Genomic DNA, 13,475 nt, shown 5'->3' on the forward strand with positions numbered 1-13,475 from the left:
TTTTTCATGTGAACCATTGAACCAAAAGCGTTGACAAAGACAACAACCACACGCAAGATCGGTGCAGAGAGAGGAACCTAGGCTGAAATTTCCTCCGGATATCACGTATGGTTTACCCCTTTGTAGCTGCAATTTTGAAAGTGGAGTTAGAATATCGCCTTTATTGGGGATTATCCGCGAGTAAGGATCTGCCGGGTCATGCCCGTTATCGTCATGCCAATGAGGGCTGTATTTCCGAATATGGATGAATCAGCTGAATTAGGGTGGAACCACGAGTATATAACACTCGTCCCTTTGCCGGGACGGGTGTTTTTTGCGTTCCTTTGCAAAATGACTGGAATAGCAATAGATAATCAGTCCATAAATATCTGGACACGAAGGTTACATTAACAGGAGGAATGAAACAAATGGCAGTGAACATTAAATTACCGGATGGTTCAGTACGTGAGTACGCGGATGGCAGCAGCATTGAGGACGTAGCCGCTTCAATTAGCAGCGGATTGCGCAAAAATGCCGTAGCCGGCAAGCTGGATGGTATCGTGGTGGACTTGTCCACAACACTTCATGAGGGAGCATTGGTGGAGATCGTCACTCTGGATTCACCAGAAGGACTTGAAGTGATGCGTCATAGTACAGCTCACTTGATGGCTCAAGCAGTGAAACGTTTATATGGTAACCAAGAGGTACGCCTCGGTATCGGCCCTGTCATTGAAGATGGTTTCTACTATGATATGGACCTCGAACATGCGCTCAATCCTGAAGATCTGCAAAAGATCGAGAAGGAAATGGAACGTATTGTGAACGAGAACTTGCCAATTGTACGTAAGGAAGTTAGCCGCGAGGACGCGATCAAAACGTTCGAAGAAGTGGGCGATCCTTACAAACTTGAGTTGATTCGTGATTTGCCAGCGGACAGCGTGATTACGATTTATGAGCAAGGTGAATTCTTCGACTTGTGTCGTGGCCCTCACGTACCATCAACTAGCAAAATCAAAGTGTTCAAACTGATGAATGTCGCGGGTGCTTACTGGCGTGGAGATAGCAAAAACAAAATGCTTCAACGTATCTATGGTACGGCTTTTGTGAAAAAAGCACAGCTGGACGAGCATTTGCACTTCCTCGAAGAAGCTAAAAAACGGGATCACCGTAAGTTGGGTAAAGAGCTGGAAATGTTCACATTCTCCCAACTGGTCGGTCAAGGCTTGCCAATCTGGTTGCCTAACGGTGCGAAGCTGCGCCGTACTCTGGAGCGTTATATTGTGGATCTGGAAGAAAGCCTGGGATACCAGCATGTATACACACCGGTTCTGGGTAACGTGGAATTGTACAAAACATCTGGACACTGGGAGCACTACCAGGAAGATATGTTCCCGAAAATGGTTATGGATAACGAGGAACTTGTTCTCCGTCCAATGAACTGTCCTCACCATATGATGGTGTACAAGTCCAGCATGCACAGCTACCGTGATCTGCCAATCCGTATTGCCGAGCTTGGTATGATGCACCGTTATGAAATGTCGGGGGCGTTAACAGGTCTGCATCGTGTACGTGCAATGACACTGAACGACTCACACATTTTTGCACGGCCGGATCAGATCAAAGAAGAGTTCGCTCGTGTTATCGAGTTGATTCAAACAGTCTATAAGGATTTCGGTATCAACGAATACCGTTTCCGTCTGTCCTATCGTGATCCGAAGGATACTGAGAAATACTTCCAGAATGACGAGATGTGGGAAATGTCCCAACGTATGTTGCGTGAAGTTGTGGAAGAGCTTGACCTTCCATTCTATGAAGCAGAAGGTGAAGCGGCGTTCTACGGTCCGAAGCTGGATGTTCAGATCAAAACAGCCCTGGGCAAAGAAGAGACATTGTCTACGGTTCAACTGGACTTCCTGTTGCCTGAGCGCTTTGAACTTGAATATGTGGGAGATGACGGACAGAAACATCGTCCAGTCGTTATTCACCGCGGGGTAATTAGTACAATGGAACGTTTCACAGCATTCTTGCTGGAGAACTTTGCAGGAGCTTTCCCGCTGTGGTTGTCTCCGGTTCAGGCGAAAGTGATTCCGGTATCCGGAAACTTCGACGATTATGCGCGTGAAGTGGAAGCGAAACTGAAACGTGCGGGAATCTCTGCTGAAGCCGATCTGCGGAACGAGAAGCTTGGATATAAAATCCGTGAGGCGCAGCTGGAGAAAATGCCTTATATGTTTGTTGTTGGTGAGAATGAGCGTAATGCAGAAGCGGTATCCGTGCGTAAGCGTGGAGAAGGCGATCTGGGCATGAAACCGGTCGATGAAATTATCGCTCAATTGAAAGAAGAAATTGCAACACGTTTGGTATAAATGAACAAATGATTTATCAGATAACCAGTGCATAAGTTGCGCTGATCACTCTGAATAACGCCTGAATGACATGGGATTGACCTATGTTATTCAGGCGTTTTTTCGTAGTGTTTGCAGTAAAAAGTATAGATTAATTGCTTTTTGGAAAACCTTTGCAGTGAGGGGGAGGTTATACAATGAAAAAGCAATTCTCAATTCAAAAGAAACAAATACGGGGTTTATTGGTTGGCTGTGTAATATTCGCCGGGATGATGATCAACCTGAATCAGGTGGATGCCTATACATTTGAAGAGGAAAGTACAGTACTGCATGTCGAGAGTCAGAGCAGCGGCATTGAAGGTCCAATTATTGAAACTTCGAGCAAGTCTGATCAAGAATTTCGGGAACAGGTTAGCCATCAATACAGCGATGAGGCTCAGTTGACGACCATGGTGTATATGGCTTTATTGTGGTCACCACAACCAATGGTCATTCCAAGACCTGAGCTTCCAGAGAAACAAGTGGCAGATCCGTCTATGCCTGTGCTTGCTCCGCGTTCAGAACAAATCCTGGGTACACAAAAGGTTACAGCAACGGGATATACGGCAGGTGTGGAGTCTACAGGAAAAGGACCAAAACATCCTCAATACGGAATTACGTATTCTGGTGTCAAAGTACGTCGTGATAAAGAAACAGTTTCCACGATTGCAGCTGATCCAAAATTGTTCCCAATGGGTTCCGTTCTGTATATTCCAGGCTATGGTTACGGAATTGTTGCAGATACGGGTTCAGCGATCAAAGGTCATAAAATCGATCTGTATTTCCCGACAACCAAGCAAGTGTACAAAGAGTGGGGCAAAAAAGATGTGGAGGTACAGGTGATCAGGCAAGGCGCTGGAAAGTGTACAGAAAAGATGCTCAGCGAGTTGGCCGATGCAATCGATGTGTACAAATCTGTACCGGATTCGTGGTTGGACAAGGCCATTTAATTTCACATGTTGAACATGAATAACTGAAGTGCTCTCTTCACATAATACTGACTGGGGACGAACCCCGCGGTGCAGCAATGCATCGTAAATATGAAGAGAGAGGTGATTCGTTGTGGCTAAAAAATCACAAGGGTACCAAACGCCAAACGAGAAGTATAATGCAGAGTTTGGAGAAGAGAATGCAGCAGCAAAAGTGAAGCAATCCGCTCAAAACAAAGTACAAGATAATTTCCAAACACCTGATGAAAAATACAATGCCGAGTTCGGTGTAGAAAACACAGGCCAAACTGGCCAAGGCAAAGCATCAAAATACAAAAAATAATTGAAGATTCATTAATCAAATGATGATTCAGCACCCTGGAGCAGCAGCTCCGGGGTGTTTTACATATACGAAGTTTTTACATTAATATCCTCTGATCTCAGTCTCGAGACCGAGATGAATTCCACCTGCCGCCGCTGTTCTCATTGTCTTGTCTGAGTTACACTGGATACATAATACAGACAAAGGAGACATGAGCGATGAAACGATCGACGCGTGACCGCTGGTGGGTTGGCATACCTCTTATTGCTATTGGTGCGATGATCTTGTTCAGACAATTGGGATATGACATTGATGTAGGATATATTTTCAGAACATATTGGCCGTTATTTCTAATCTGGTGGGGGGTCAAAGGAATCTCCGAGATTCGTCGCAACGGGGGTTACGCCTTTATAGGACCGGTAATTGTACTGGCAATTGGTGGTTACTTTCTTGCCCGTAACCTGGGATGGATTGATTACTCCATGGGGGAGTTCATTCGTTATCTGATACCGGTTATGCTGATTGGCGGAGGATTGTTCGTACTGATCGGGCCACGACGTCGTGATCGGAAACATCATGACAAGATGCAGCCACCTCCAGCAGCTGAGCAACCTTATAAACCGTTGGCTCCGGAGGATCTGGAGATGCCATCGTCGTTTGACGAACAGTTCGAGAAAACCTTTGGCAAACCAAAACAGGAACAGAAGAACGATGCACATGGCCCTCATTTCACAGGATCAACGGATTCATCATCACAAGGGCATCAATATAAGAAGAAACATCAATCCTATAACTCTAACGATACCGGATATGGAAAACATTATGATGATGGCTACGGAAATGGTTATGGGGATTATGGCAGTGGCAATACCATTAACAAATCGGCGTTCATCGGTGATCTGTACATGGGGCAGGAAGTGTTCTCGTTGAAACCAATGAACATCTCGGCTTTTATCGGAGATACTGTAATTGATTTGACGAAGGCACAGATTCCTTATGGGGAGACGAAGATTGTCATTTCTTCATTTATTGGGGATGTGAAAGTATTTGTTCCGGAAGATATGGATCTGGGTGTGACGGTGACGACAAATTCCTTCATTGGAGATATGTCACTGTTGAACCAGAAACGCGGCGGATTCCTGAGTAGTGCCCAGGCTGAAACTGCCCATTACCATGAAGCAAGCAAAAAAGTACGGATTATTGTAAGTGTGTTTATCGGAGACGTCAAAGTGAATAAGGTGGGTTAATGCATGATTCGAACAATTCTCAAGGCCAATAAATGGGAACTGATGATGTATTTTGCGCTAACTGGTCTGATTACGCTGGGCGGATTCTATCTATTGTATGGAGAGGTGTTGATGGGGGCTGGTCGTCAGCGGGCATGGACCTATGTTGCTGTTGTTGTGCTGGCCACCGTTATCACCGGATATATCGCTGCATTACGACTCCAACGCAAGATCGACCTGCTTGATCTCAACATGTTGAAAGTATCCAAGGGTAATCTGGCGGTGCGCATGCCTGAAGCGGATGACGCTTCGTTTGGTCGTGTCTATCAGGAGTTCAATGTCATGATGGATTCGATTGAGAAAAAGATGAGACTGCTTCAGCGCCTCGGTGAGCAGGAAGTCATTGAGAAGGAGCAAGCCTCGGAGCGGGCTGTGCTTGAAGAGCGCAAACGAATGGCAAGGGACCTCCATGACACGGTTAGCCAGCAGCTGTTTGCCATGCATATGTCGGCTTCGTCCTTACCGCGACTGCTGGAGATGAATCCGGAACATGGCGGTAAAGTACTGGACCAGTTAATACAGATGTCACATATTGCACAGCGTCAGATGCGAGGACTGATTGCCCAACTTCGACCGGTGGAGCTGGAAGGGCGTGACCTCACCGCAGCACTGGATAGTTGGTTTCCTGATTATTGCAGGCAGAATGGTCTTAAAGGTGTGAAAGAGCTGGAACTGGATGGCGGAATCTCGGATGCCATTGAGCACCAGCTGTTTCTTGTTATTCAGGAGGCAGTTGCCAATGTCGTGAAGCATGCAGAGGCTGGAGTGGTTAGTCTGTCCATACGGGAGAGTGAACATCAGATCAGCATGAGCATCAGCGATGATGGTCAGGGATTTTTACAGCAAGCGGAGCGTCCGGGTTCATACGGGTTATCTACCATGCGTGAACGGGCGGAGAAGCTTGGGGGGCAAGTTCAGATTATATCGAAACCGGGAGCGGGAACGACGGTACGGGTATTGATCCCGAAATTCCCGAACGTTCCTGAGTGAACCAGAGGGGGAGACGCAATGAGTGGTAAAGTAAACGTGATGATTGTGGATGACCATGATATGGTGCGCATGGGGTTGAAAACATATCTGATGCTGGAACCTACTTTTCATGTGATGGGAGAAGCGGGCCACGGGCAGGATGCGCTTGATCAGTTACGTAAGTTAAATGATAGTGAAATGCCGGACCTGATTCTAATGGATCTGATGATGCCTGTAATGAATGGCGCTGAAGCAACAAAAGCCATCATGACTGAATTTCCAGGGATGAAAATTGTGATGCTCACCAGTTTCCTGGAGGATGATCTGGTTGTGCAAGCGATTGAAGCGGGTGCGGTAAGTTATGTACTGAAGACAGTCTCTGCTGAAGAACTGATCTATGCTCTGCAAGGGGCATATAGAGGCATGCCTGTTATGACAGGTGATGTTTCGCAGGCGTTAACCCGGGGAATCAGACAACGTACAGCGAGAGAGAGTGAATCGGGTCTGACTGAACGGGAGAAGGAAGTGCTGCTGCTTATTGCAGAGGGAAAGACCAACAAAGACATTGGAGAAGAATTACATATCAGTATCAAAACCGTCAAAACACATGTAAGTAACCTGCTGATGAAATGTGAGATGGACGATCGTACACAGTTGGCCATCTATGCTCATCGTCAGGGATGGGTGAAAACGAAAGGGTAAAATGCTGTCGTGACGGGGAAAAGAGTCTATTCTTATGTGCTTTTATCTCCTTTTTAATTGTTTTTAAGGTACGGTTAAGGTTTAAAGTACAAAATAAGGACAGTTAAAGAATATCTCTTGGGAATAAGAGATTGGGAGGTAGAGAGGCATGGATGAACGCAACTATAGATCGAACCGTCAAGACGAGGAAAACGAAACCAAACAAACGGAGAATCGCAATTCTTCCGGAACGGACGAATCCTCCTATTATTATTCTTATGGACCTTTTCAGTCCGTGAATCAGGAAGATACAGCAAATCACATGGGAAGCACTAATCAGCGTGAAGAAGGAAATGTAGAGATTACAAAACCTGATCCGGTGAGACCCGTACCTACTTACTATAATAGTGAACCATCCGAACAAGCGAAAAGATCATCAGCAGGCGGCGGAAACGGCTCAGGTAACGGTGGAGATCAAGGGAATGGCGGCAAAGGCAACTGGAACTATAATAACCGCAAGCCACGTTCTTCCGTAAGATCACTTCTATTTTCCTTTATTGCCGGGATGCTGGTCATCACCGTTCTCATGTACACAGCTGATAGAACAAACATGTTCACACCGGAGACGGCACTTACGAACACAGACAATCAAAGTTCAGGACAGGAAGCGTCTACAAACACAGGCGGAGGCAACAATGTCACAGCGTCGTTACTGCCAACAGGCAAAGAAGATGTGTCTTCCGTAGTAACAAGTACAAGTCCGGCTGTCGTCAAAATCGAAACACTCGCGAAGCAGTCCTCACGTACAGGATTGGGTCAGGGTGGATCAAATACAAGTGATCCGCTGTACCAATACTTCTTTGGTAATGGGGGCGGAACGGAAGGCAATCAAGGCCAAAGCCAGCAACCACAAAGCGGTAATCAGCTTGTGCCTATGGGCATTGGTTCCGGGTTCATTTTTGACAAAGAAGGATATATCCTGACGAACCAACACGTTGTTCAGGGTGCAGATGTAATCCAGGTAACCCTGGAGAACAACAGCAAGCCTTATGAGGCTAAATTGCTGGGAAGCAGCTTTGATCTGGATTTGGCTGTATTGAAAATTGAGAAAAACAGTGGTGACGATGCGTTCCCTGTAGCTCCACTGGGTGATTCCAACAGTACTCAAGTCGGTGAATGGCTTGTAGCTATTGGTAACCCTGAAGGATTCGAACACACGGTTACAGCAGGTGTACTGAGTGCCAAAGAACGTACGATCAGCATTCCAGATGAAGAAACAGGAAAAACACGTGAGTACAGCCATTTGTTGCAAACAGATGCTTCGATTAATCCGGGTAACTCCGGTGGTCCGTTGCTTAACCTGAATGGGGAAGTTATCGGAATGAACGTTGCAGTAAGCGCAGATGCACAGGGAATTGGTTTTGCAATCCCGTCGAGCGTCATCTCTGAAGCCGTTAAATATCTTAAAGAGAACAAAGAAGTTCCCAAAGAGCCAGTACCCTTTATCGGTGCGTCTCTGATGGCTCTCACGCCTGAAGTTGCTAAACAAATGGGAACAGACGTTACCGAAGGTTCAGTTGTAGCCAGCACGATCTTCCAATCACCGGCTTACCAAGCAGATCTTCGTGCATATGACATCATCACAGGTGCCAATGGTACGCCGTACGCGACAAGTCAAGATCTGATTGATTTTATCAAGAAACAGGAAATCGGTAGTGAAGTTACACTGAACGTGGTGCGTGATGGTAAGAAGATGGATTTGAAAATCAAAATCGGTAACAAAAATGATTTTGATACTTCACAAACAACAGATACACAACAGCAGCAACCATAAATATCGGGCAAGGATTAACACAACGGAAGGGTTTGAAGGCCTTTCCGTTTTTTTGCCCTGATGAAGCAGGGTTACAATGGACCAGGACGGATTGGAGACGCCTACTTGAAGATGCAGATTGTGCTTCTGCCTGTTACAATGGGATAAAACGTTAGGATAAAGGAGAAAGACCACCATGCGCTCAACTATTTTGATTGTGGATGATGACGAAAAAATTGTATCCATGCTCCGCCGGGGGCTGGCTTTTGAAGGATATGAGGTACAGACGGCTTCCAATGGAGCCGAAGGCCTCAGCAAACTGATGGACAAGGAGCCGGACATCGTTGTGCTGGATGTGATGATGCCGCAGATTGACGGATTTGAGGTATGTCGCAGATTGAGAGAAGCAGGCAGCAAAGTGCCTGTGCTGATGCTTACGGCCAAGGATGAAGTACAGAGCCGGGTGACCGGACTGGACACAGGAGCCGATGACTACCTTGTAAAACCTTTTGCGCTGGAAGAATTATTGGCACGTGTCCGTGCATTGCTGCGCCGCAAGTCAGATAGTGCGGGTACGCCGGACAACCGCTTAATGTATGAAGATATCATTTTGGACAATGACTCACGTGAAGTATTGCGAGATGGGCAGCGTCTGGAGCTGACTGCCAAAGAATTTGAACTGTTGAATCTGTTCATGCAAAATCCAAGACGGGTACTGTCCCGTGATCTGATTATGGATAAAATCTGGGGTTATGATTACAGCGGTGAGTCTAACGTGCTTGAAGTATACATTGCCATGCTCAGACAGAAGACTGAAGAATACGGTGGCAAACGTCTAATCCAGACCATCCGGGGAGCCGGTTATATTCTGAGAGGTGACTCCTGACATGTCCATTCGGTTAAGACTAACCGCATGGTATTCTGGTATTCTGGCCGCCGTGCTTATTTTTTGGGGCGTTGTCATCTATGCCTTTGTTTATTTTAATTCCTATCAGGAAGTCGAACAGCAATTAAAGGTGAAAAGTGCCCGGATTACGGATCAAATTGGTGTAAATCCTCTTTCGCAGTCGTTGGATCTGGACCCATTTACAGAGAGCCAGCTTCAGGAGGCACAAATTTATATTCAACTCTGGGATTATCAGAGTCGCTCAGGCAGAATCTCGGGTAATATGGAGAAACTGCAGATTCAATTTCCGGTATTAAAAGCCAATGAGATACTTAAAGAGCGAGGCATATCCAAGATCTATGTGGATGGTACACCGTTTCTGGTGAATCAGCTTCCCCTTTCTCTTCAGGGAACCAATGAAGTACGTGGGATTCTTCAGGTTGGTGCGAATGTAAGTTCACAGGAGCGCTTGCTGGAAGCGTTGCTTAATATTTTGGTTTTTGGCTGGCTGGTAGCGATGGCATTGGCTATTACCTCAGGTCTCGTCTTGGCCCGCAAGTCGATGCGTCCGCTCGTGACTGTCATTGATGCCGCCAATCAGATTCAATCTGGAGATGACTTAAGTGTACGTATTCAATATGCCGGGCCGAAGGATGAGATCGGGCGTCTGATTGAAACGGTGAATAATATGCTTGAACGTACAGAATTGTCATTCCGCGGTTTGGAGGAGACGAATGCTGCCCAGCGCCGCTTTGTATCCGATGCATCGCATGAACTGCGTACGCCGCTGACCACCATACGCGGGAACGTAGACTTCCTGAAGAAGCTGTGGGATCAGGAGGGGACCGACCGACCGAATCTGGATGAGGAGACTGTCAAACAAATGTCGCTGGAAGCCATTGAAGATATGGCGGACGAGGGAAAACGTATGAGCAGGCTGATCAGCGACATGTTATCGCTGGCGAGAGCGGATACGGGTCAGAAAATTGAACTGAATCCGACCCCGCTGCAAATTCTCGTACAGGAAGTGGCACGTAGAGCACAATTTCTGGATCGTCAGGCAGACTGGCTTCCAGGAGATTTTTCCATCCTTAATGGTATTTATGTGAACGGTAGCAAGGACTATCTGCAACAGATGTTGTTTATTTTCATCGAAAATGCGTTTAAATACACACCTGAAGGCTCTGTGACGCTGGATGCCGTATTATACAAAGGTCAGGTAGGACTACGCATCAGCGACACTGGTATTGGGATGGATCGGGACGAAGTGCCGTTCATCTTTGATCGTTTCTATCGGGCGGATGAATCCCGTGGGGCGACACCGGGGATCGGTCTGGGACTTTCGATTGCGAAGTGGATTATTGAAGAACACCACGGATCGGTTGAGGTTGTGACCAGACGTGGAGAAGGAACCACCTTTATTATCTGGTTGCCGGTTGTCTTTGCTCCGCCTATCGAATAAAGGTATAATAGACAGGACTGCAATTACATCGGCAACGTTGCCGAGAAAGAAAGCGGGTGGCAACCAAGTGGAAGTACTACGAATTTCGCCGCGGGGATATTGTTACGGCGTTGTGGATGCGATGGTGCTCGCGCGTCAAGCGGCACGCAATCTGGATTTACCACGACCTATTTATATATTGGGTATGATTGTGCATAACCAACATGTGACGGATTCCTTTGAAGATGAAGGTATTATTACATTGGATGGTCCGAACCGGATGGATATTTTGAGCCAAGTGGAGAGTGGCACGATTATTTTCACAGCTCATGGTGTATCTCCTGAAGTGCGCAAGTTGGCACGGGACAAAGGATTGACAACAGTGGATGCAACATGCCCTGATGTCACCAAGACACATGATCTCATTCGGGAGAAGACGGCAGAGGGTTATCAGATCATCTATATCGGCAAAAAGAATCACCCTGAACCAGAAGGTGCCGTTGGTGTTGCACCAGATCTCGTTCATCTGATCGAGAAGGAAGAAGAGATCGAAGAACTGAACGTATCTCCAGGCAAAATCCTTATTACGAATCAGACAACGATGAGCCAGTGGGATATTAAACACATTATGAGCCGTCTGCTGGAGAAGTTTCCGGGCGCAGAGATTCATAATGAGATTTGCCTTGCAACTCAGGTTCGTCAGGAAGCTGTAGCGGAACAGGCAGGTCAATCGGACCTGGTTATCGTGGTGGGTGATCCTCGCAGCAATAACTCTAACCGTCTGGCACAAGTGTCGGAGGAGATTGCGGGTGTTACGGCCTACCGTGTATCTGATGTTTCCGAGATTCAGCAAGAATGGCTGAAAGGTGTAAATAAGGTGGCGGTTACTTCGGGTGCATCAACACCAACGCCGATCACGAAAGAAGTCATCCTTTACCTGGAACAGTATGAACATGACAAGCCGGAGACGTGGGAGATCAAACGTACCGTGAACATGAGCAAACTGTTGCCTCCAGTTAGAGAAAAAACACGTACACCTTAGGAAATGTAAAAGTAAGTCTAACTGTATGTGAATTAAAAACGAGATGTGAATGAGAAGAATCCTGTTATGCAGATCCGAATGTCGGAGCCTGTGGAGCAGGATTCTTTTTTTGTATATGGATAAGGAGTGTGTACCTTGACGCAATCAGATAACTATGGTATATTCACTTTAACGGATAAAAGCTTAAAAGCGAACAAGCGTTTAAGCGCGACAGAATTTTTAAATTTAATCAGACGCACATTAAGAAATGATTGTGCTCTCATACAAGGAAGGATGGGAATTAATATGATCGTTATTGCAGGCAAAGCTACACCGGAGGAACAGATTCAGGATATCGTTGCAGTTATTGAAAAAGAAGGGCTTCAGGTGCATATCTCTCGCGGAGAGGATCGTACTATCATTGGTTTGATTGGTAAAGTTGAACCTAAAATGCAAGAGCATCTTCGCCAAATGAAAGGTGTCGAGAATGTCGTTAAAATCTCGAAGTCTTACAAATTGGCAAGTCGTGACTTCCATCCGGAAGATACGGTGATCTCCATCAAAGGTGTAGATATCGGCGGAAAAGAACTTGTTGTCATGGGCGGACCATGTGCGGTTGAATCCGCTGCACAGATTGATGAGATTGCCGGGCTTGTGAAAGCTGCTGGTGGGCAAGTGTTACGTGGGGGAGCATTTAAGCCTCGTACGGGTCCTTACAGCTTCCAGGGAACGGGCGTAGAGGGATTGATCATGATGGCGGAAGCAGGCAAGAAACATGACCTGCTGACCATTACTGAAGTCATGACACCTGAGTATGTGGATATTTGCGCCGAGTACGCAGATATTCTGCAAGTAGGTACACGTAACATGCAGAACTTTGACCTGCTCCGCAAATTGGGCGAGTGTGGTAAACCCGTATTGTTGAAACGTGGTTTCAGTGCGACATACGATGAATTGTTGAATGCGGCTGAATACATTCTTGCGGGTGGTAACCCAAATGTTATGCTGTGTGAACGTGGTATTCGTACGTTTGAATCCTACACACGGAATACGTTGGATCTGTCAGCGATCCCTGTTCTGCAGTCCCTGAGCCATTTGCCGGTTATTTCTGACCCGAGCCATGGTACTGGACGACGTGAACTGGTGGAACCGATGACAAAAGCTTCCGTTGCTGCGGGTGCCAATGGCCTGATCATTGAAATGCATACCGATCCGGATAACTCCATGACAGGAGATGGTGTGCAATCCTTGTTCCCTGACCAATTCGCTAACCTGTTGCAGGATCTGGAGAAATTGGCACCAATCGTGGGTAAATCATTCAGCACTGCCAAACAACCGGCAGAATTTTTCCCGGCACGTGTAGGCGTGTAATAAGAATTTCATAGTCAAGGTCTGGATCATCATCCGGGCATCTCCTCTGATCTCGTTCATTGCAACGGAATCAGATAGATGCTCGGTTTTTTGCATATTGTGCAGTTTTGAACGTATTTATTAATCAATAGTGATAAGAAACATTTATGATGTGAAGTTTTTCCCATGATTTAGGTTAAAATAGAGGGCGCTTTACCGCATTAAACCAGTTAAATGTATATAAAACTAGTTGTTATATGAATTTATGTTATTTATAAAGTGTGAGTATATCTAACATCCCTTCAAAAAATACCTTACATAAGTATTGACGATGTCATGTTTTAAAATTTATAATGACGACAGAAAAAAATTCGAATTTAGACATTTTCTTAGTGGGGTTGTTTAATGTTCGGA

At 46.2% G+C, this 13,475-nt stretch carries 11 protein-coding genes; all 11 read left to right on the plus strand.

Translation table 11 applies throughout. From position 1 onward, the window contains the following. The first annotated feature begins 407 nt into the window (after positions 1 to 407). Entirely contained in the window at positions 408 to 2,345 is a 1,938-nt protein-coding gene (gene thrS, locus MHI48_RS09205) for a threonine--tRNA ligase (RefSeq protein WP_036669815.1), read from the plus strand. 428 nt (positions 2,346 to 2,773) lie between these two features. Further along, the gene (locus MHI48_RS09210; protein ID WP_405144619.1) at positions 2,774 to 3,313 is read left to right on the plus strand and encodes a 3D domain-containing protein; all 540 of its coding nucleotides are present in this window, start codon (positions 2,774 to 2,776) and stop codon (positions 3,311 to 3,313) included. 112 nt (positions 3,314 to 3,425) lie between these two features. After that, positions 3,426 to 3,635 (plus strand): hypothetical protein, encoded by a 210-nt coding sequence (locus MHI48_RS09215; RefSeq protein ID WP_036669818.1) that lies wholly within the window; start codon positions 3,426 to 3,428, stop codon positions 3,633 to 3,635. A 197-nt stretch (positions 3,636 to 3,832) separates the two neighbouring features. Then, positions 3,833 to 4,861 (plus strand): cell wall-active antibiotics response protein LiaF, encoded by a 1,029-nt coding sequence (liaF, locus tag MHI48_RS09220; protein ID WP_036669822.1) that lies wholly within the window; start codon positions 3,833 to 3,835, stop codon positions 4,859 to 4,861. 3 nt (positions 4,862 to 4,864) lie between these two features. After that, complete coding sequence (locus tag MHI48_RS09225; RefSeq protein WP_036669825.1) at positions 4,865 to 5,890, plus strand: sensor histidine kinase; 1,026 nt, start codon at positions 4,865 to 4,867, stop codon at positions 5,888 to 5,890. An 18-nt stretch (positions 5,891 to 5,908) separates the two neighbouring features. Further along, the gene (locus MHI48_RS09230; RefSeq protein ID WP_017689597.1) at positions 5,909 to 6,571 is read left to right on the plus strand and encodes a response regulator transcription factor; all 663 of its coding nucleotides are present in this window, start codon (positions 5,909 to 5,911) and stop codon (positions 6,569 to 6,571) included. 148 nt (positions 6,572 to 6,719) lie between these two features. Beyond that, on the plus strand, positions 6,720 to 8,384 hold the full coding sequence (locus tag MHI48_RS09235; RefSeq protein WP_036610051.1) for a S1C family serine protease: 1,665 nt from the start codon (positions 6,720 to 6,722) through the stop codon (positions 8,382 to 8,384). Positions 8,385 to 8,559: 175 nt separating this feature from the next. Next, on the plus strand, positions 8,560 to 9,249 hold the full coding sequence (locus MHI48_RS09240; RefSeq protein WP_036610048.1) for a response regulator transcription factor: 690 nt from the start codon (positions 8,560 to 8,562) through the stop codon (positions 9,247 to 9,249). Position 9,250: 1 nt separating this feature from the next. Then, positions 9,251 to 10,711 carry a cell wall metabolism sensor histidine kinase WalK gene (locus tag MHI48_RS09245; RefSeq protein WP_036669828.1) on the plus strand — a complete coding sequence of 487 codons (1,461 nt, stop codon included), beginning with the start codon at positions 9,251 to 9,253 and terminating at the stop codon, positions 10,709 to 10,711. 67 nt (positions 10,712 to 10,778) lie between these two features. Further along, positions 10,779 to 11,732, plus strand: a complete 954-nt coding sequence (locus MHI48_RS09250) for a 4-hydroxy-3-methylbut-2-enyl diphosphate reductase (protein WP_036669829.1) — start codon at positions 10,779 to 10,781, stop codon at positions 11,730 to 11,732. A 285-nt stretch (positions 11,733 to 12,017) separates the two neighbouring features. After that, the gene (aroF, locus tag MHI48_RS09255; RefSeq protein WP_036610039.1) at positions 12,018 to 13,082 is read left to right on the plus strand and encodes a 3-deoxy-7-phosphoheptulonate synthase; all 1,065 of its coding nucleotides are present in this window, start codon (positions 12,018 to 12,020) and stop codon (positions 13,080 to 13,082) included. The last annotated feature ends 393 nt before the right edge of the window (positions 13,083 to 13,475 follow it).

It is taken from the genome of Paenibacillus sp. FSL H7-0942 (assembly GCF_045040715.1).
GTDB lineage: Bacteria > Bacillota > Bacilli > Paenibacillales > Paenibacillaceae > Paenibacillus > Paenibacillus amylolyticus.